Origin of the sequence: Pantoea sp. Morm (assembly GCF_016643525.1) — a bacterium.
Lineage (GTDB): Bacteria > Pseudomonadota > Gammaproteobacteria > Enterobacterales > Enterobacteriaceae > Pantoea > Pantoea dispersa.
Map to the genome: position 1 here is coordinate 12,184 of NZ_VOQX01000058.1, position 20,118 is coordinate 32,301.

Genomic DNA, 20,118 nt, shown 5'->3' on the forward strand with positions numbered 1-20,118 from the left:
ACTCGATCGAAGACAGTTACGCCTCGCTTGGTCAATTTAGAATTGGTGTATTTCAGGGCGATGTTTAAAGAGCTGCGCCGGTTAGATGAATGGACCGCACCGAATCCGTTAGAAAACGTGCGAGAGTTCAAAATCAGTGAATCGGAGATGGCGTATCTCACCATTGAGGAAATTAGAATCCTTCTCGTCGAATGTGAAAACAGCCGATCAAAAGATCTGACGACCATTGTGAAAATTTGCCAGGCAACTGGCGCACGATGGAGTGAGGCCGAAGGCTTGAAGGGGGACCAAATCCGCGCCGGTCAGATCATCTACCTGAAAACTAAAGGCAAGAAAAACCGCGCGGTGCCGATAACTGAAAATTACAGGCAGAACTGCCATCGGGCAGAAAAACGCAGTTGCTCTTTAAACCTTGCTATTCATCCTTTAGAAAGCCATGCAACGCGCTGGCATCGAGACACCCGCTGGGCAGCTTACGCACGTCTTACGACACACCTTCGCGTCTCATTTCATAATGAACGGGGGTAATATTCTCGTGCTTCAGCGGATATTGGGACATACGGATATTAAGGTGACGATGCGGTATGAGCACTTTGCGCCAGATCCTTTGGCAGAAGCGATGCTACTCAATCCATTGTTTCGAGTAGAATCACAATAAAAAAGTGTTTTTAGTGGATCAGTGAATATTATGAGTCATATTTTAATTTCTGTATCCTTAATAAAAAGTCGCAAGATTTTTTGTAAACCTCATGTAACTCTGGCAACAGAATTAACGTTAAAATATACCTTCATTTTATTAATCCCTTTGAAGGGCTGATAATATTGGGTCCCAAAATCATAACTTCTGAACCTTTACGCTTCTCTTGGGCAGTATAGTTCAAAAAGTATTCCTCTTGGCGATAGCCGGAATAAATTTCTTTAATTTCATCAGCATTATCATAAGATACAATCCAAGGATGTTTAACTTCCTTTAATTTTTTGCAGATAGCAACATGATCTTCATGATTATAATAATTTCGATACAAACCAGCCCCCTTGTGATAATATGGAGGATCAAGATACAAAAGTGTATTCTTCGGCAAATCTTTGACAATATTATCCATCAAAGCAATAGCATCATAATTATGAATTTTTATTCTCGAACTAAAAGCCCCAATCATTTGTATTCTTGAAATCAAATCCACCTTATTAAATCTTACATCAAGGGTCCATTTCCCACTTTGATTTTTCCCCCCTATAACTCCAGCTTTTAATATCCCAGAACGATTTGTCCTATTTAGAAAAAATGTTGCCAATGCAATATCAACTATTGAGTTGTTATCGATATCATTGATTATTTTTTTTTGCTTTTCCCATTGTTCAATAGTTACAGGAACCTTTGAAATAGCAGTGCAAAGCTCTTCTGTGTGATGAACAGCAGCGTACCAAAATGAATATACAGCTGGATCAAAATCATTAATGTATATTCTTGATACAAATTCATTGAATAATAGGTCTAAAGCGACACCAGCTCCGCCAGCATAGGGTTCGACATAATGTCCATCATTCAAGCCATTAGCCTCAATCACTCTTTTGAGGTAATAAGAAAACTTGCCTTTACCACCCGGATACCGCAATGGTGTCGAAAAATTTGATTTTGCCATAGTAAATCAATGAATTAATTAAGAACTTAGAGCACAGTTTAACTCATGTGCCCTAAGTTGACCAACGCATTATGCCCAAATTGCTCTCAGCATCGGCATATACTCTTCTGCAACAACTTTCAGCTCAGAAGGTAAAGGAGAGCTGGCTGTGCTGTGTACAAACTGGTTTAGATGATCAATCGAACCAACGGTTTGAGTGCCAGCTGCTCGACGACAAATCGCTTTTGATTCTGATTTATTTAAAAGTTCAATTGATTCAAGATATTTAGTGACAGAAACGATTTTTATCGCCAACTTGTCGTCTTCTGTAAGAGGTTTATTATTATCATGTCTAACTATATTGTCCCCCGACTTTACCATGCGTTTCATGTAATCATCACAGCTTACCTCAAGGAACACCCTAAAGGTAATGGCTGTGGCATTTGGAATGCGCTCAACCTCAAGAGAAGATCTTAACTCTCGATAGATCTCATTAATCCTATTATTTGATATATTGAGAGACCATGGGATAAGATATTTACGGCTTCTTGAAGAAGATTTCGCTTTTGTTTTTTTTCCATTATCATCTTTCTTATCATGCTCTTGCTCCTTATCCTCGTGAACACCATTAGGCTCAGCTTGCTCCTCTTTTTTTGAGGCTGGCTTTCCAAGGAAACCCTCTTTTTCTTCAGAGCCACCATCAGAAGACAATCCATTCGAAGAAATTGTTTTTTTGAGAGATTCCTGGTAAAGATATTCCGGATTTAATTCTGGTGGTATATGACTAAGGAATAACTTACGATCACCGTCATTGCGAACATCATTAACGTTATATCCTTCATGTCGGAACATACGTATAGAGAATTCAATTGATGGTGCCGAAATCTCTAATGGATATTTAAACTGGATATATCTGTCTTTGAAAAATATTGCGAATGCGTCCTGCGCCCTTTTGGAAGCAAAAAGACGCGTAAGTGTAGTTACCGGAATTTGATTAATATCACTAATAATTATTTCGTCAAATATTTCAGGATTATTTCGGACAATCTCTCTTATCTGTCGCCCTATAGAATCCACTCCTGTCTGTCTAGCACGGCGTTCATCTCGAATGTCGCTATCCCAAGGCACACGTCCTGCGCCACCGTTTTGACCGGTGTGTTTAAGTTCTACCCAGACATCACCCTCTTCCCGACTAGTGACAACGCTACATTCAATCTCGCTAGGAAAGCGATCTGCTATTTCTTTATGGGCAGCGACGAAATCTTTGTAGTACTTTTCTTGTGTACATAGATCTGGGCGCTGTAGAAGTTTTAGTGCAGTTAATCGTCTATTCCCTTCAAGAACTATGAAGTTCCCCTTATTATCTGGTACAACGAGTTGCAATTCTGTAGGGTCAAGACCATGAAGGACTATGTGCTGTGCAAGTTTGAGAATCTTTTTTGTATCCTCAGGATCAGCGAGCATCAACTGAATAGCTTCGCGCTGATTTTGGGCAACATCACCGCCAAACCTAACATTTTCTTGGTCAATTTTAATGAGGCTAAAGTCTATAGGCCTTATATCTCTTTTCACGGATAGGCATCCTTACTGTGTGTAGTAAACCTAAGCTATCAAAGCATTAAGTAGATTAAAAGTGACAGATTGTGAAGTCGTTAAGATTAGTGTCATTTATGCTACGCCCGTAAAGGACTAGATCATCACCACTAAGGGCTGGTCAGGATACGCTGCTACTTGGGTATGGCTAAACACCTTTCAGAATTCGTTATTTCAGCCTGTTACTTAAATCTCACTGACTCAAGATTCATTGTTATTTTGATGGGAACCACGTATTAACTTCAAGTAGCAGTCAATGATGATACCAATTTGATTTAATATAGCATATGATGGAACGAGCCACTCTTCGCTTAAAAAAAGAGATCACAAAACTTATAATAATTAACTTTTCATGATTTTAGTCGTTATTAAATAAAATATTAGTAAAGACTATAAACTTTTCTTGAGATCGAATTCAAATTTAAGTGAACCAATTCCATTTAATTTATTTTCGTAAACACATAGGAATTATAATTTTTCATGCCGACCTTGATAAAATTGGCAGCAAAGTGGCAGCAGAGCTCAACGCTATGTGCAACTCCTCATCACCCCCGGCCTATAAAAAACATACAAATCAGTATCTTAAATATTTCAATCGCGTCAAAATGGAACTCAGAATCACTTTTCGGTGGTTAAAAAATTAGCGAAGGCCGCCAAATTACTCTATTACATCATTTACTTAAGCCACGTTTTAATCAGGTAATTTTTATTTAAATTTTAACAATGGCGATGAAGAGGCAGAGCTTTTTCCCGTTACTGTTAAAACTTCACTGTCATCCTGCTCGCTTTAACCTAAAACTACAAGTCTTACCAGCCTTCAAGACTCATGCTTTCCAATCCTGTTATTGTGTTAAGAACCGTCTATTACAGACAACGACGCCAGAATCTACCTCGCTAAACCTGCATGCAGCCTCACCTTCTCCAGAACCACACATTTTGCACACCATGCGCAGCACATACCAGTGACTGCCAGCCGCTTACCTGCCAGATTATCTATTCAAAAATCCATTCACCTATCTATTCATAAAGTGATTCAACACCATGTCAACGCATTCGGAAACCGTACGTCAGCTTCTCAATAGCGGGCCGATGACAGGAAGGCAACTCATTGAAAAAATGAGTATAAGCCAGCCTACGCTTTCCCGTGCGATTAAAGAACTGGGTGATGACATCGTCAAAATCGGGGCGGGTCCATCTATTCAATATGCCCTGCGGGATACGTTTCGCGGATTCCGCTCGGCCCCGATTTATCGTGTTACCGATGAAGGGCAAATCAAACCTCTTGGTGAGCTGATTCCGGTTCGTCCGAAAGGGTTTGTGATGGTGCAGGCGGACCAGAAAAGCTTTCACAGCGACGGGCTGCCGTGGTGGCTGTTTGACATGCGACCGCAGGGCTATCTCGGCAGAGCGTATGCCTCAACTTATGCCAGCGGGCTCGGTCTGCCGGCGAATCCCGAACAATGGGCGGACGCAGATGTGGTCAGAGCGCTGCTGGCGCAAGGTCATGATGCGATCGGCAACCTGCTGATCGGCGAGCAGGCGCGCAGTCGATTTCTGGAAATGCCCGAACCAACACCCGTGGAGCGCGTGACGGCGTATCCCGAACTGGCGCGGGCTGCGGGCGCTGGTGAGGTGCCGGGCTCATCTGCGGGTGGCGAGCAGCCAAAATTCTGCACCTATACCGAACGCGGTCATGTGCTGGTGAAATTCACGGCGGCAGATGACAACCCAGTCAGCGAACGCTGGCGCGATCTTCTGATGGCTGAGCATCTGGCCCTGAAAGTGCTGGGTGTTGAGACCGACGTGTTTGATATTGCAGGGCAGCGCTTCCTCGAAATCCCCCGCTTCGATCGGGTGGGCAAAATGGGCCGTATCGGCGTGTTTTCGCTGCGCGCGCTTGATGCGGGGTTCGTCGGCAAGGCCAGCGCAAGTTGGCCAGTCCTCGTCAACCAGCTTGTGGCGGAAAAGTGTGTTCAGCCTGAGGCCGCCCACAGCACGGCCCGGCTTTGGGCATTCGGCATGCTGATCGGCAATACCGACATGCACGCCGGTAACCTGTCATTCATCAGTCGCCATGGCCGTCCTTATCACCTCGCGCCGGCATATGACATTCTGCCGATGGGCTTTGCGCCCAGAGCGGGCGGCGCCATCGTGAATACGCTGCGGCCAGCGTCACTGCCGGAAGTGGTTAGCAGCGATACATGGCGGGAAGCGCTGGCTTTGGCAGAGGAATTTTTGTCTCTGACGAACAGTTGCGATGGCTTCTCAGATCGTTTTGCGCCGTGCCTCGCCGCGTTACAGCAGCATCTGGATGACGCCCGAGCGCGCATCGCCCGACTCGGCTAAGCGCTTTTCCTGATTGATAATTTCTTCAAAGTTGCATCCTCGAAACAGGCGGTGATTAACCGCCTCGCACCCGATTTTTGCCCCCGCAACTTTGCAAAAGTAAAACGATCGGTTTACTTTTTAAGGTATGCGTAAAAAACAACATATCCTGAACGCTGCCGAGCGGCTGTTCTACAACAACGGTTTTCATGCCACCAGCACCGATTACATTTGCCGTGAGGCGAAGGTCTCCACGCGTACGCTCTACCAGCACTTTCCGTCGCGCGAGCGGTTAACTGCCGCGGTGATGACCGCGCGTCGGCAGCGCTTTGCTGATTTGTTGTCACAGCCAGACGATCCGGCAGCCATTAGCCAGCTGTTTTCGGTACTGGAACAGTGGATGCGGGCGGAAGGATCGCTCGGCTGCTTTTTTGCCAAAGCGTACGGAGAGTATGCGGAACAGGATGCTGAGCTGGCGGCGCAGGCGCTGGATTATCGCTACTGGCAGCGCGGCTACATACGTGCCTGCGTGGCGCACTCGCACAGGACTTCGCCGTCAGCGCTGGCCGATGCTATCTGGATACTGTTTGAAGGGGCGATTATGGCCGGGTTGATTGACGGTCCGCAGGCCGCGGTCACTGCACGTCTGGCGGCTGAGCAACTGATGGCGACTACGCCATGAAAGCCTCACTCCGCCTGACGCTGAGCGGCTTTATGCTGATTGCCGTGACCTACGGACTGGCGCGTTTTGCGTGGGGAATGATGATGCCGCAGGTGGCACAACAGATCAGCTTCAGCCCGCGCGCATCGGGCATGCTGGCCGCCTGCAGCTATCTGGCTTACTGCCTGGCCACGCCCGGCGCCACGCTGCTGCTGGCGCGCTGGGGCGTGCGCAGCACCGCCATGCTGGCAGCGCTGACGGCCATGCTCGGCTTACTGCTGCTGGCCGCTGCCAGCAGCACATGGCTGATTGCCGGTGGGCTGTTTATCGCTGGTCTCGGTGCCGGACTGGCTTCCCCGGCGCTCGCCAGTGCTGTGAGCCAGCAACTTGACGCGTCGCGGCAAACCGCCGCTAACACGCTCATTAACGCTGGCACCGGCGCGGGCATAATTGTGTCAGTACCCATTTTTATGCTGATGCCCGGCGGCTGGCGCGCGGCCTGCTGCTGTTTTGCCGCGCTGGCATTAATCAGCCTGTTGCTGGCACGCTATTGTCTGCCCGCCGGGCGCGCCGATCCACCGGGATCGCCGGTTGGCTGGCGCGATCGGCTGCACAATCGTGCGCTGCAGCGGGTGATCATCATCGCTTTTCTTAGCGGTGTCGCCAGCGCGGCGTGGTGGTGTTTTGGACCGGATGTGTTACGCCAGCACAGCCATCTGAACGAGAGCCACGCCAGTATGCTGTGGCTGGTTAGCGGCGCGGCCGGCATTCTCGGCGCGCTGACCGGTCCGCTGGCACGCTGCATCGGTATGCGTCAGGTGTACTGGCTGGCGCAGCTGGCGATGGCCGTTCCGCTGCTGTTGCTGGCGGCGCTCACCCACTTTAGCTACTGGCTGGTACCGGCTGCGGCACTGTGCGGCGCGGGATATGTCACGCTGTCGGGTATTCTGTTGGTTGCGGGTGCCGCCGCCATGCCACAGAATGCGGCCTCTGGCGTGGCGGCGGCATTTCTCACGCTGGCGATTGGGCAAATTGGCGGGGCGATACTCTTTGCGCAAATCTACAGCAGCAGCGCCGCTGCGGCACTGCTGCTGTTCGCCGCCATCCCGGCTGCGCTGCTGTTTCTGGTACCGGCTAACCCGCCGCAGCGGGCTGGCACTTAACGTCCGGTGGTGAGCCAGCGGCTGAGGATGCCGGCGCTGGAGTAGCCGCGAATGATCGCCGCGTAGCTGTCAAAGCGATTGCTCACTTCGCTTACCTGGTTGTTATACAGATCGCTCTCGGCGCTCAGAACATCCAGCAGCGAGCGGCGTCCGAGGTGATACCACTGATCGAAAAAGTCTTTGCGGATGCGGTCAGACTCGACAATCAGACTCTTATACAGCGCGGCGCGATCGGCCATCGAATGTGCATCCTGGCTGGCGGCGCGCACGCGATTTTCCAGGTCGCGCCGCTGCTCTTGCACCTGCTGACGGCTGGCTTCGGCGCGTTTAATCGCCGCAATCTCCTGCGCGTTAGTTGAACCACCGCGGAACAGGCCCCAGCTAACGTTGATGCCGGTTTGCCACGCCTGCTGGCGACCGAGCTGATCCTCACGCGTACTTTTGCTTACCGTCCAGTTGAGTTTTGGCAGGCCGGAAGCTTTAATCGCTTCCGCTTCTTTAAACGCCGCTCGCGTTTCCGCGCTGGCGCGCAGGATCAGCGGATGATAATCCAGGCTGGCCAGCTGGCGGTTGAGATCGCCAAAATTCATCGCCCAGCGATCGCTGGCTGGCAGCGTCACGCGACTGTTGCCCATCAGGCGGTTCAGCGTGATTTCGACATCGCGCGCGCGCGACTCGGCATTCTCCAGATAACTCTGCGCCTGCAGCAATCGGCCTTTGGCCTGCGTCAGTTCGCTGCGACGACCGGTATCTGACTGCACAATGCCGCTCAGCATGGTGGTCAGTTCGGTCATGCGCGCCACGTACTGCTGGCTGATGGCAATGATCCGCTGCTGCTTGTTCCACTCAATCAGCGCGTTGCTGACCTGCATCGCCAGCTCTTCACGCTGCGCCTGCGCCGCCTGCTGCGCCGAGGTCACGCGCTCTTCGCGGCTCTCGATGGTGCGGCTGGTCTGACCGAAATCAATCAGGTTGGTCGCCATCGACACGCCGAGCGCCGGCACGTTGCTCTGACTACCGTCGCTTTTTACCCCGCCACCAAACTCTTTGGTGGCCGAACTGGCGCTGACATCCAGCTGCGGCCAGCGCTGTCCTTTCGCCTCATCCACGCTGGCAGCGGCGGCATCGGTCTGCGCCACGGACGATTTCAGTGCCGGACTGATGCGCCAGGTGATGCGCGCGGCCGATAGGAATTTCTGCCGCAGCTCGGATTCAGCCACGGTTTCATCCACCGCGCCGCTCAGGCTGACCGGTGAACGCGCCACGGCGGCATCGGCGGCAGTGGTTCTGGTTTCCGCTACCGGCGGGCTGACATAGCTGAACTCGCTCTGTGCTTTTACTTCTGCTTCATTCACCGGCACTGGCACCGGCGCAGGCTGCTGCGGGTTGAAAGTGCGTACCGATTTCAGCAGCGGATTCGTCTGCCTGGGTTCCGGCTGGCGCTGCTCCTCCGTCAGAAAACCGCCGCCCTGTACCGGTTGCACCGGCGGCGGGGCAATCGGCGCTGCTGGGGCTGGCGCTGGTGCCGGTGCTGGTACCGGCTGAGCGCGTGGCGCGGCGACCGGTGGCGCAACCGGCGCGATCTGAGGCTGCGTAAACATCGGTTGCGGTGCCGGCGCGGTTGCAAAGCGCTGGGCTGGCGCAACGGGCACGCGCTGCACCGGCGCGCTGCGTACCGGTGCCGCAGCGGGGGCGGCCGGGCGATGTCCGCTCATCTCGGCAAACATCATCAGTTCACTGGTCGAATCGGCCATTACGCTGATGGCCGGAGCCATCATGACCGTAATGCAACCGGCAAGCAAAGAGAGGCGCCGCGCCGCTGCGCGACGGTACATATTATTATTTTTCATGGTTATTAACGCTCGCGGAAGGCTTCTTTCGCCTTAAGTACCGGCTTCAGCAGGTAATCAAGGATGGTTTTCTCGCCGGTGCGGATTTCCACCGTGGCCACCATGCCGGGAATGATCGGCAGATCTTTATTGCCTGCGTGCAGCGTGCTTTTATCGGTGAGGATCAACACGCGGTAATAGGTGTCATCCGGGCGGCCGGAAGCGGCTTTCTGATCGTCTTTCAGCGTATCCGGACTGATGTATTCCACATGGCCATCCAGTCCGCCGTAGATGGCGAAGTCGTAGGCGGTGATTTTCACTTTGGCCGGCAGCCCCGGACGCAGGAAGGCGACATCAGAAGGACGGATTTTGCCCTCCACCAGCAGTTGCTCTTCCAGCGGCACGATTTCCAGGATGTGCTCACCGGGCTGAATCACGCCGCCGATGGTGTTAACGCGCACGTTTTTCACCGTGCCGCGCACCGGTGCGGTAATGGTGGTGCGCTCGACCACGTCCGCGCGGCCAATCAGGTTTTCGCTTACCTGGCTGAGTTCCAGCTCCAGCCGCGCCAGTTCGGTGTTGGCATCAGACTGGTAACGGTTACGCCGCTCAACAATCTGCGCCTGGATGTCGTTCGCCTGGCGCTGCATACGCAGCAGCTCGACCTCAGACAGCAATCCTTTCGCCGCCAGCGGCTCCGCCAGCCGAATTTCACGCATCGACAGGGCATAGCTGCGCTGCAGTGAGTTAATGCTGTCGTTCAGCGCGCGCTTGCGTGATTCATAGGCTTTGGTCTCCTGCGCAACCACGGCGGGATCGCTCTTCACCTGCTCGTCAAATGTCAGCGGCTGCGCGTAGGCTTCGGCACGCAAACGCGCAATGCTGCCCTTCAGGCCAATCACCTTGCTCAGCGCCTCGCGATAGCTTGATTGCGCACGCGTCGGATCGATTTTCAGCAGGACGTCGCCCCGGTTGACCACCGTGCCTTCACGCACGTTCATTTCGGCGAGAATGCCGCCTTCCAGACTCTGAATCACCTGCTCGCGGCTGCGGGAAATCACTTTTCCGTCGCCTTTGGTGATCTCCTCCACCCGCGCATAGTTTGCCCAGGTGAGACCGATGCCAATCACCGCGATGATGATCCACATCACCAGTTTCGATCCCGGCGTGGTTTGCGACAACAGGGACGCCTGCACGTCATTCATGAATTCGGCATCCGCAGCGGAGAGATTTTTGCTGCGGCTGCGCCATGGCATTAACTTGATCATACTGCGGCCTCCTCTGCCGCGGCGACGGCGGGCTCTGACGTTGCCGAAGCATCGTTAGCCGGCGCAGGTGCGCGCGCCGCCTGCTCTACCGCCTGACGCGGCGGCTGGCGGGTTTTACCTTTACCTTCCAGCGCGGCCAGCACCTGCTCTTTCGGGCCATCCGCGACAATTTTTCCTTCCTCAACCACGATGATGCGGTCGACCAGCGCCAGAATTGACGGACGATGCGTCACGACGATCAGCGTGTGGCCTTCGCTGGCGCGACGCAGATGCGTAAGGAACTGGCTTTCGGTCATGCTGTCCATGGCGCTGGTCGGTTCATCCATCAGCAGCACTTTGGGCTGCGTCAGCAGGGTTCGCGCCAGCGACACTAACTGACGCTGACCGCCCGACAGCCCTTCACCGCCCTCGCCGACCGACAGGTTGATGCCGCTCGGATGGCGCGCCGCCACGTGATCGAGACCGGTCAGATTCAGCACGCGCAGCAGTTCATTCGCGGTGGCATCCGGCCGGCCAATCATCACGTTCTCGCGCAGCGTGCCGTAGAAAAGGCGCGCATCCTGGCTGACGAAGCCCACCGCTTTGCGCCAGTCGGCCGGATCGATCTGGTTAACATCGAGTCCGTCAGCGGAGATCTGCCCTTTCACCGGCTGATACAGACGCGCCATCACGCGTAACAGCGTTGATTTACCGCTGCCGATGCGGCCAAGAATCGCCACGCGCTCACCGGCCTTGATGGTCAGCGAAATATCTTTGAGAATTTCCGGATTGGGCTTCATCGGCGGTGCCGGATAAGAGAAGCTGACATTGCTGAGGGAGATCTCGCCGGTCAGCGGCGGATCGGTCAGGTAGGTTTTGCTGCTGTCGCGATCGACCGGCATCTCCATCAGCTTATTCAGCGAGGTCAGCGCCGCTTTGGCCTGCTGATAACGCACCGCCAGACCAATCACCTGACCCAGCGGGCCGGTGGCGCGGCTGGCCAGCATCACGGTGGCGATCATCGCACCCATGGTGAAGGTGCCGGCGTTGATCAGATAAACCCCGGCCACCACCAGCATCACGGTCTGAAACTGCTGCAGAAAGGTCACCACACCGGTTGCCAGCGTCGAATAGCGTTTTGACTTCATTGAGTTAGCCGACTGCAGCGCGCTGAAGTTCTCCCAGCGGCGCTGCATATGCGCTTCACCGCCCACGGCTTTCAGCGTTTCCATGCCTTCAACCGACTCAATCAGCACGCCCTGTTTCAGCGACGCATCGCGCAGGTTCTCTTTCATGATGCGCGCCAGCGGCCACTGAATCGCGGCGCTGACGATGATGATCAGCGGGATCATCATCAACGGAATAATCGCCAGCGGACCGCTGATAAAGAAGATCACGCCAACGAACATCAGGATAAACGGCAGATCCGAAATCGCCGCCAGCGTCGCCGAAGCAACAAAATCGCGCACCGATTCATATTCACGGATCTGGTTGGCGAAAGTACCTGATGAGGCCGGTTTGTGCTCCATCTGGATCGACAACGCCTGACGGAACAGCATGCTGCCCAGCACCAGGTCGGCCTTTTTTCCCGCCATGTCCAGCAGATGTGCCCGCACAAAGCGGGTAATGGCTTCGAAGATCATGGCGATGGTGACGCCAATCGCCAGCGACCACAGCGTAACAAACGCCTGGTTCGGCACCACGCGATCGTAGACGTTCATGGTGAAGAAAATGCTGGAGAGTGCCAGCACGTTGATCAGCACGGCGGCAATGGCGGCGCTGCGGTAGTAACGGCGGTAGCGCCACAGAGTGCTGAACAGCCAGTGACCTTTAACTTCCGGCAGCATTTCGCTGGCGCGCTCATCCAGTACCGCCGCCGGTTTCGCCATCACCGCAAAGCCGGCGTAAATCTCGTTGAGCTCCGCCAGACTCATCTCCACCGCTTTATCACTCACCTCCGGCATTATCAGCTGGAAGCGCAGCTCGCGCTGATTTTCCTCATTGGTGTGAATGCGCCGCGACAGCACAATGCTGCCGCCGCCGTTCTGCCGCAGCAGAATCATCGGCATCAGCTGCTCCGGCAGATCCTGCAGGCGGCGTTCGACCATGCCGCCGGTAATGCCAGCGTTCTCCAGGGCGGTCATGGCCTGTGACGGCGACAGCAGCGTCGCTTTCGGCAGGCCGGCGACCAGCGCCTCTTCACTCTTCTCGCGTTTGTAGTGTTTGCAAATCCACGCCACGCTTTTTAACAGCGTGTCATCCACGGTGGTTTCGATACGAGCAACAGAACGCGCATCCTGCTCCACGGCATTCTGCTTCTGGTCCATCATTTCCCGACTCCTGTAAACCTGACAAAAAACGGTGGACGCATCGTCCACCGCAGACTTTTCTTTGAATTGGGAAAATTCTGACAGAAGGCAGCTTTCAGGCCGTCCAGGACTTGTCTCAAACGGTGGAGAATATTTGTGAATAAAGCGGAGAAAGCCCGATTGAATGCGGTCTGGCGACCGATCGATTGCAGAATAATCGCGGCGCTGTTGAGCGCTGTCCTGGGCGTGTTATCTTAGCTGCTCGCTTTACTGCAACCGGACAAAGAGCAATGGCAAAACAGCGGGTAGGTATCGTATTTGGCGGCAAGTCGGCCGAACATGAAGTGTCGTTACAGTCGGCCAAAAATATTCTTGAGGCGATCGATAAAAACAAATACGACGTGGTTCTGCTGGGGATCGACAAACAGGGCGAGTGGCATCTCAATGACGCTTCAGGCTTTCTGCTCAACGCCGACAATCCGGCGCTGATTGCCCTGAACCGCTCCGGTGAAAACGTGGCGCTGGTGCCCGGCAGCCGCGCGGAACAGCTGATTACGCGGCAGCAGGCGCAGCCGCTGTCGCAGCTGGATGTCATCTTCCCGATTGTGCACGGCACGCTGGGCGAAGATGGCTCGCTGCAGGGACTGCTGCGCATGGCCAATCTGCCGTTTGTCGGGTCGGATGTGCTGGGCTCCGCGGTCAGCATGGACAAAGATTTCACTAAACGCCTGCTGCGCGATGCCGGCCTGAAAGTGGCGCCGTGGCTGAGCGTCACCCAGGCGCAGCGCGCGGCGCTGGATGTGCAGGCGGTGATTGCGCGCTTTGGCCTGCCGCTGTTTATCAAGCCGGCCAATCAGGGATCATCCGTTGGGGTGAGCAAAGTGACGCAGCCGGACGAATTCGACGCGGCGCTGGATCTGGCGTTCCGCTTTGACCGCAAGGTCCTGATTGAACAGGGCATCAGCGGCCGTGAAATTGAATGCGCGGTGCTGGGTAACGAGGCGCCAGAAGCCAGCCCGTGCGGTGAAATTGTGGTGCACGACGCCTTCTACTCGTATGACACCAAATATATCAGCGAAAGCGGCGCGCAGGTGGTGGTACCGGCTGACATCAGTGCGGAAGCCAGCGAGGCCATTCGGGCTGTAGCGATTACCGCGTTCCAGGCGCTGGAGTGCTTTGGCATGGCGCGCGTCGATGTGTTCCTCACCGAAACCGGCGACATTATTGTCAACGAAGTGAATACCTTACCCGGCTTCACCAACATCAGCATGTATCCCAAACTGTGGCAGGCGGCCGGCCTGAGCTACAGCGATCTGATTACCCGCCTGATTGAGCTGGCGCAGCAGCGGCATCAGCAATCCAGCCAGCTGAAAAGCAGCGTGTAACCTGCGATGGCGTGGCTCAGGCCACGTCATGCGCCATGCTGCGCGGCGCGATTGCCGGTGAGGTCTGATTGCGGCCGTTGCGCTTGGCAACGTAAAGGTGTTTATCAGCCGCTGACACCAGCCGGTTGATTACCCCCGGCCATTCACGTTCGTTAACCGCACCGCCGCGCGCCAGGCCGAGGCTGACCGTCACGGTCACGGTGTTGCCCTGAATCCAGAACTTCTCTTTCACCATTGCCTGACGAATCACTTCAGCCAGCTGAAACAGCTGGCTGTGGGTGTAATCAAACACCACCACCACGAATTCTTCGCCGCCAAAGCGGCACACCAGGCCACGACTGCCGACCACGTGCTGAATACGACGCGCAATCTCCTCAAGCACGCCATCGCCGGCATCATGGCCGAAATTGTCATTAATGGCTTTGAAGTAGTCGACATCCAGCATAATCACGCCGGCTTCACGCTGCAGGGAAAACGGCTGCTGGCGCAGGTTTTCATACAGGCCGGAGCGCGACAGTAGCTGGGTGAGGAAATCGTAATTAGCGCGCAATGCCAGGCGATGGTTAAGCTGGCGAATGGCGTCCATGCTCACCGCCACCAGCAGCGGGCTGAGCGCCACGGTGGCCACGCCGAGCCGTGCGGAAGTGAGATGGCTGATGGGCAGCAGCGAATCATCGCCCTGAATATTCATCACGCCGTGCGAGACCAGCACAATCTCGGTGATGCCGGTGAACAGAATCACCAGGCTGGTGATCGGAATCGGCAGAACAATGGCACACCAGATCAGCGCCGGTACCGGGAAGGTCAGACTGCCCGCGCCACCAATCAGCGCCCCCACCGTGAGCGACAGCGCCACGGCGAGCAGCGGCAGCAGCCTGGCCGGGTGTACCAGCGTCCGCAGCGGCACGCTGCGCAACGGACGCGTCAGCATCACCGGCAGCAGCATCAGCGAGGTGGAGAACTGCTCGCTGAACCAGTCGGCCCACGCCACCACAAAGCGCGCGTTGAAGTCGATATCCTGCGCCCACGCACCCCAGGTGGCGCAGGCTGCCGCGCCGAGCAGGCACGCCGGAAAGATGCGCATGGCGTTGAACACCTGGCTGTTTGCGGTTGGCGATTGCAGATGCTTAATCAGCATGCTCACTGACACCAGGATAAACAGGATATTGGCAAAATTAATCGTCACCGCTGGCAGTGCCCAGCCGGAAAAAACCGTATCGTTGAAAATCATGGCGGCAAAACACACCAGATAACTGGAAGTGGTGTGTAAAAACGGGTTGCGCACCATCAACCCGGCGATAAGGGCATTCACCGGCCAGAACAGGGAAAACTCTTCGGGAATACGCAGGTGGCTGCCAACAAAGCAGAAGAACAGCGTAATAAGACACAGCGAAAGAGCATTCTTTTTAACATTATTCTCTTCAAACAGCTTAACGCGCATACGTCTGAACCCTGTAACCTGAAATCGCTGCCATCCGTCGCTGGCATCAGCAATCATTTAACCTGAAAAATCCGTGCGATAATTCGCTAATTAACCCGGTATTCGTCGCCCTGCTCTGCGACTGAGCGGCGCTCACTCTGCCATGAAAGCCAGAGACGAGCTACCTGCCCCGCCGGCAGTAAGTGAAACAGGCAGGCGCTGTGAGCGGCAATTATGCCGTATAAATAAAAAAATCGGATATCCGGGATATCCGATTCTGGCGAAAAAAACTGCATGACTGCGCGCGGGAACGTTATTTCACCGCCACCGGCCACTGGCTCAGCCGGATACCGCGCTCACCGGCGCTATCCCCGAAATCCTGCAGCACCGCTTTCACGTCCGGATCCATATACTCGGCGTTATCGTGATCGACAATCACCACGCTATTTTCCGGGATCTCTGCCAGCAGCCCCTGCAATTTCGGGTTGTGCATAAAGGTCAGGTTTTGCTGAAAGCGCAGCACGTAATGGTCGTCATAGCGGGTAAGCTGCAGCGCGTTGCGATGGCTTTGGTAGATGCTGCACAGAATCTGCGTCGCGATACCGATGCCAATCCCGGCCAGCATGCCAAACACAATGATGCCGCCGATGGTGGCGAGAAATGGCACGTACTGCTGCGCGCCCATGCGAATCTGTTCGACGAACAGGCGCGGCGTTGCCAGCTTATAGCCGGTATACAACAGCACCGCCGCCAGGCTGGCGAGCGGAATTGCGTTAAGCAGAGCGCTGAACCACAAGCCACAAATCAGCAGCAGCACGCCGTGCAGCAGAATCGACAGTTTGGTTTGGGCACCCACGCTGACGTTGACCGAGCTGCGCACAATCACCGCGGTAATAGGCATCGCACCGAGCAAGCCGGCGGTCAGGTTACCGATGCCCTGCGCGAACATCTCTTTATTCGGTGACGGCGCCGGGTGCTGCGGACGCAGTTTTTTCAGCGCCTCCTGGCTGAGCAGCGTTTCAAGGCTGGCCACCAGCGCCAGCGTAATCGCTACCACCCACACCGACGGATTCTGCCACGCCAGCCAGTCTGGGGTTTCCAGCTCCGCCACCAGCGCCGACATACTGTCAAACGCCGGCAGTACGATACGCGGCAGGCCTTCGCCGAGGCTGGGAAACAGGCGATCGCCCAACACCGTGGCGAGGCAGCCAAACAGCACCGCCACCAGCGGGCCGGGGATCCAGCTCAGCGCTTTAACCGCTTTGATCGCGGGCGTGGTCCACAGCCACAGAATCAGCAGCCCGCTACCGGCCACCAGCATTGCGCTGAGCGAAAACGAAAACTCCCCGCTGACCAGCGACTGCAGACCGGCATCGCTTGCTGCGCCCAGCGCCACCGGAATCTGCTGCATAATCAACAGCAGGCCAATGGCCGCCAGCATCCCTTTGATGACGCTACCTGGCACCAGCGAGATAAAACGACCGGCGCGCAGCAGGCCGAGCATGCACTGCAGCACGCCAGCCAGAATCAGCGCGGTGAGAAAAGCGGAAAAGCTGCCCAGCGTATGGATTGAGGCCACAACAATGGTCACCAGCCCCGCCGCCGGGCCGCTCACGGCAAAGCGCGAGGGACTGAGCGCGGTAACCAGCAGACCGCCGATCACCCCGGTGAGCAGACCGGCAAAGGGCGGCAGACCGCTGGCCTGCGCGATGCCCAGACACAGTGGCAGCGCCACCAGAAACACCACCAGACCAGCAGGAATATCCTGACGAAGCGTTTGCAGATTCATGATGAGGGTTCCTCTGACGATTGCTGTATTAACTCTTTCAGATGGCCGGACTGCAGGTCATATACGCAGCCAAATACATCCAGCTGCTGTCCGGCCTGCCAGGCCTGTTGCACCGGCTCGCAGCGCACCAGCTGGCTAAACTGGGCGATAACATTGGCTTCAACCAGCCGGTTAAGCTTGCTGCTCTCCTCTTCCTGCGCGGGACTGGCGTGATACGCCACTAATCCCTGCTGCAACGCGCGGCGCAGCGCGGCAATGCGCCGGGCAAGCGCCGAATCCTCCTGCGCTAACGGGCTGGCAGGCAGACCCAGCGCCGCCTGCACGCCGCCGCAGCCGTAGTGACCGCACAGCACAATGCGCTCGACGCCGAGATAAAAAATCGCGTACTGCAGCACGCTGAGAAAGTTGTCATCATCGGGTAGTACCATATTGGCGATATTGCGGTGCACGAATAGCTCGCCCGGATGCGAGCCGGTCAGCACTTCTGCCGGTACGCGACTATCGGAACAGCCAATCCATAAGGAGTGGGGTTTCTGCTGATGCAGATATTGTTCAAAGTAATCGGGATTACGCTCGCGGCGCTGGAGTGCCCAACTGCGATTTTTCGCTAATAAGGGTTTAAGGGTCGTCACAATTATCTTCTCTCTGTATCCGCAAATAGCGCTTCCGGGCAAATAAATGCATGGCGCAGCACGGTTTTAGCATTCTGTGGCAGGTGAATACGGCGCTTTCTCACAGAAATTGGTTATAGACGCTTATGAATTGATTTGCACCAGGAATATTTCAGTCAGGCAGAAGCAGCGACCTTATGTAAAATAAGTGTCAGCAAATGTCATGGCAAAGTAAGTTAATGCAAGTGACGCAATCAGGGAGGGTTCCATTAAAAATCAATATAATCAGCTTATTAAAATTAATTTTTAAAACGCATTTCGGATGCACTGACAAATATATACACGTAAAACTTTTGCGCCTTTACGCTGGTATGGTGGATTACACTCTGCTCGCTGAGAAAAATCCTAATTACTAAATTTATGAATAGTGATATTCGCTGGTTTTAACGTTATTCGCGATGATATTTCACTGAAGGCGGCGGAAGGATTAAGTAAGAGATCGGGAAAATGATAAGCAGAATAATAATTACAAAGAAACGTAAATATCACTGGCGCTAACCGCCTGCGATAAGCGCCCGCCAGGGCAGGCGCTATTTCGCTTGACGAATTATTTACCGTTCCAGGCTTTCATGCGGGATTCACGCACCTGCAGCTGCTGTTCCGGGGTTAACTTATTGTAGTTTTCAGCCATGCCGCTCTCCCAGTCGCCGTACAGTGGATTTGGCAGCACAATGAACTGGGTGCCAAAACGCTGATGGTTGAGCGTGACAAACTGCTGGCGCTGCGCGTTACCCTGATGCCAGGTGGCGCCGCCGAAGTCATTCAGGTTATCGCCGATATACAGCACCACGTTGTAGCCGGCATTTTTAATTGCGTCGAAACGCGCCTGTTTGTTGGAGTTGCCGGTACTGAGACGCACAGTTTTGTCGCTTACGCCGCTGAAGCCCAGCTTGTTGAGGTTATCGACCGTGGCCGCGTAGTCTTTCTGATCGCGGTTCGAGACGTAGAACATGGTGCCGCCGTGGCTATTCACGTAGTTGGCAAATTCGACGGCACCGGGCACTGCGGTCGCCTGGCGCGCCTGCGTCCACGCTGACCAGGTTTTACCGGAGAACGGCTGGCCGTTTTTTGCCTGCCACGCGCTGTAGGCACTGTTATCGATCATGGTTTCATCCAGATCAACAATCACCGCTTTGGGTTTGCCGGTGAGCGAAGGAGCGTTATCAAACGCCATGCGTGCCGTGTTGAACGCCTGCCAGCTCAGCGCCTGATACTCGCCAGACTGCTGAAACCAGTTGACTGCCAGCACCGACTGCTGACCAAGTTGCTGCTGAGCCTGCTGTTTTTGCGGTTGGGCACAGCCGGTGAGCGTCAGGGCAATCAGGCCTGCCGCGGTTAGCCAGGAGGTGTTTTTCATCATGTCGTCCTTAAGTGATTATGGTCAGTTTTTGTAAAGCTTTAAAAATGTAGCAGTTAACGTAAGCTGTGGGCAGAGGAAAACCGGGGACAGGTCACAGGAGACACTTATGGATAATCGCGGGCCGCGCTCGGCGCTGCTGGAGAGTCAACGCTGGCTGGAGTATGCCTTCCAGCCTGCCGGTCAGCCGGCACCGGCCGCTGCGGCGTACGGACAGCAGCGGCACAGCGCAAAAGTGGTGCTGGCCGGACAAAACCGGCCGCCGAAAAGTTGTGAATCCGATGGGGTGATCAGTGACGATCATCAGCCGGTTGCGGTTTACACCGCTGACTGTCTGCCGGTGCTGTTCGCCGATGTGAAAACGCATCAGGTGGCGGCGGTACATGCCGGCTTGCAGGGTACGCTCGGCGGCGTGCTGAGCAGTGCCCTCGATCAACTGATGGCGGGTGGCGCGACGCCGGCATCCCTGCTGGTGGCGATCGGTCCGGCAATCGGCCCGTGCTGCTATGAACTGGGCGTTGATCGCATCGCACAGATGCAGCAGCGCCCGGACCTGCCGGCGCTAAGCTGGTCACAGCAACAGCCGCATAATCCGCAGGCGATCCGACCTCAGGCACAGGCGCATCATCAGGGAGTATGGTTTGATTTGCCTCAGCTGGCGCAGAGCCTGCTGTTACAGCGCGGCATTCCGGCGGCGCAGATTGATCGCGTGGCGGTGTGTACTTATTGCATGGCGGAGGCGGGTTC

Annotated in this window: 14 protein-coding genes and 1 pseudogene; 6 read left to right on the forward strand and 9 right to left on the reverse strand. The window is 54.9% G+C overall.

What is annotated here, in order from left to right:
* A pseudogene (locus FT726_RS18435) lies at positions 1–658 on the forward strand (tyrosine-type recombinase/integrase); the annotation flags it as partial.
* A gap of 130 nt (positions 659–788) precedes the next feature.
* Here FT726_RS18435 and FT726_RS18440 read toward each other — a convergent pair.
* Both FT726_RS18440 and FT726_RS18445 read right to left on the reverse strand, forming a co-directional pair.
* A complete protein-coding gene (locus FT726_RS18440; RefSeq protein ID WP_346303193.1) occupies positions 789–1,643 on the reverse strand; it encodes a DNA adenine methylase in 855 nt (284 codons plus the stop codon).
* A gap of 69 nt (positions 1,644–1,712) precedes the next feature.
* The gene (locus FT726_RS18445) at positions 1,713–3,194 is read right to left on the reverse strand and encodes a hypothetical protein (RefSeq protein ID WP_346303194.1); all 1,482 of its coding nucleotides are present in this window, start codon (positions 3,192–3,194) and stop codon (positions 1,713–1,715) included.
* A 1,062-nt stretch (positions 3,195–4,256) separates the two neighbouring features.
* Here FT726_RS18445 and yjjJ point away from each other — a divergent pair.
* From yjjJ to FT726_RS18460, 3 genes are all read left to right on the forward strand, one after another.
* Complete coding sequence (yjjJ, locus tag FT726_RS18450; protein ID WP_346303195.1) at positions 4,257–5,561, forward strand: type II toxin-antitoxin system HipA family toxin YjjJ; 1,305 nt, start codon at positions 4,257–4,259, stop codon at positions 5,559–5,561.
* A 127-nt stretch (positions 5,562–5,688) separates the two neighbouring features.
* On the forward strand, positions 5,689–6,222 hold the full coding sequence (locus FT726_RS18455) for a TetR/AcrR family transcriptional regulator (protein WP_282996531.1): 534 nt from the start codon (positions 5,689–5,691) through the stop codon (positions 6,220–6,222).
* Positions 6,219–7,364: an MFS transporter gene (locus tag FT726_RS18460; protein ID WP_346303196.1), complete on the forward strand. Its 1,146-nt coding sequence runs from the start codon at positions 6,219–6,221 to the stop codon at positions 7,362–7,364. Before FT726_RS18455 ends, FT726_RS18460 begins: the two co-directional genes overlap by 4 nt.
* On the opposite strand, the gene FT726_RS18465 is transcribed toward FT726_RS18460, so the two are convergent.
* The 3 genes from FT726_RS18465 to FT726_RS18475 are packed head-to-tail and all read right to left on the reverse strand — an operon-like array spanning position 7,361 to position 12,770.
* Entirely contained in the window at positions 7,361–9,214 is a 1,854-nt protein-coding gene (locus FT726_RS18465; protein ID WP_346303197.1) for a TolC family protein, read from the reverse strand. The genes FT726_RS18460 and FT726_RS18465 overlap by 4 nt on opposite strands.
* Before the next feature lie 5 nt (positions 9,215–9,219).
* Positions 9,220–10,461 (reverse strand): HlyD family type I secretion periplasmic adaptor subunit, encoded by a 1,242-nt coding sequence (locus tag FT726_RS18470; RefSeq protein ID WP_058759830.1) that lies wholly within the window; start codon positions 10,459–10,461, stop codon positions 9,220–9,222.
* Entirely contained in the window at positions 10,458–12,770 is a 2,313-nt protein-coding gene (locus FT726_RS18475) for a type I secretion system permease/ATPase (protein WP_288421001.1), read from the reverse strand. The genes FT726_RS18470 and FT726_RS18475 overlap by 4 nt, the downstream gene beginning before the upstream one ends.
* A 269-nt stretch (positions 12,771–13,039) precedes the next feature.
* Between FT726_RS18475 and ddlA the strand changes: the two genes are divergently transcribed.
* The gene (ddlA, locus tag FT726_RS18480) at positions 13,040–14,134 is read left to right on the forward strand and encodes a D-alanine--D-alanine ligase (protein ID WP_058759832.1); all 1,095 of its coding nucleotides are present in this window, start codon (positions 13,040–13,042) and stop codon (positions 14,132–14,134) included.
* Between the two features lie 16 nt (positions 14,135–14,150).
* On the opposite strand, the gene FT726_RS18485 is transcribed toward ddlA, so the two are convergent.
* The 4 genes from FT726_RS18485 to FT726_RS18500 form a co-directional block, all read right to left on the reverse strand.
* Positions 14,151–15,575: a GGDEF domain-containing protein gene (locus FT726_RS18485; RefSeq protein ID WP_059009844.1), complete on the reverse strand. Its 1,425-nt coding sequence runs from the start codon at positions 15,573–15,575 to the stop codon at positions 14,151–14,153.
* A gap of 292 nt (positions 15,576–15,867) precedes the next feature.
* On the reverse strand, positions 15,868–17,337 hold the full coding sequence (locus FT726_RS18490; RefSeq protein ID WP_153002035.1) for a SulP family inorganic anion transporter: 1,470 nt from the start codon (positions 17,335–17,337) through the stop codon (positions 15,868–15,870).
* A 2-nt stretch (positions 17,338–17,339) separates the two neighbouring features.
* On the reverse strand, positions 17,340–17,981 hold the full coding sequence (locus FT726_RS18495; RefSeq protein ID WP_058771348.1) for a carbonic anhydrase: 642 nt from the start codon (positions 17,979–17,981) through the stop codon (positions 17,340–17,342).
* Positions 17,982–18,561: 580 nt separating this feature from the next.
* Entirely contained in the window at positions 18,562–19,371 is an 810-nt protein-coding gene (locus FT726_RS18500) for a 5'-nucleotidase, lipoprotein e(P4) family (protein ID WP_127834803.1), read from the reverse strand.
* A 109-nt stretch (positions 19,372–19,480) separates the two neighbouring features.
* Between FT726_RS18500 and FT726_RS18505 the strand changes: the two genes are divergently transcribed.
* The coding region (locus FT726_RS18505; RefSeq protein WP_346303198.1) for a polyphenol oxidase family protein at positions 19,481–20,118 on the forward strand (638 nt) is incomplete at its 3' end.

What these genes read in the sequence shown, in the direction of transcription:
- FT726_RS18455 (WP_282996531.1), top strand. Translation starts at nt 5,689, where the DNA reads ATGCGTAAAAAACAACATATCCTGAACGCTGCCGAGCGGCTGTTCTAC.
- ddlA (WP_058759832.1), top strand. Translation starts at nt 13,040, where the DNA reads ATGGCAAAACAGCGGGTAGGTATCGTATTTGGCGGCAAGTCGGCCGAA.
- yjjJ (WP_346303195.1), top strand. Translation starts at nt 4,257, where the DNA reads ATGTCAACGCATTCGGAAACCGTACGTCAGCTTCTCAATAGCGGGCCG.
- FT726_RS18460 (WP_346303196.1), top strand. Translation starts at nt 6,219, where the DNA reads ATGAAAGCCTCACTCCGCCTGACGCTGAGCGGCTTTATGCTGATTGCC.
- FT726_RS18500 (WP_127834803.1), bottom strand. Translation starts at nt 19,371, where the DNA reads ATGAAAAACACCTCCTGGCTAACCGCGGCAGGCCTGATTGCCCTGACG.
- FT726_RS18465 (WP_346303197.1), bottom strand. Translation starts at nt 9,214, where the DNA reads ATGAAAAATAATAATATGTACCGTCGCGCAGCGGCGCGGCGCCTCTCT.
- FT726_RS18485 (WP_059009844.1), bottom strand. Translation starts at nt 15,575, where the DNA reads ATGCGCGTTAAGCTGTTTGAAGAGAATAATGTTAAAAAGAATGCTCTT.
- FT726_RS18440 (WP_346303193.1), bottom strand. Translation starts at nt 1,643, where the DNA reads ATGGCAAAATCAAATTTTTCGACACCATTGCGGTATCCGGGTGGTAAA.
- FT726_RS18475 (WP_288421001.1), bottom strand. Translation starts at nt 12,770, where the DNA reads ATGATGGACCAGAAGCAGAATGCCGTGGAGCAGGATGCGCGTTCTGTT.
- FT726_RS18470 (WP_058759830.1), bottom strand. Translation starts at nt 10,461, where the DNA reads ATGATCAAGTTAATGCCATGGCGCAGCCGCAGCAAAAATCTCTCCGCT.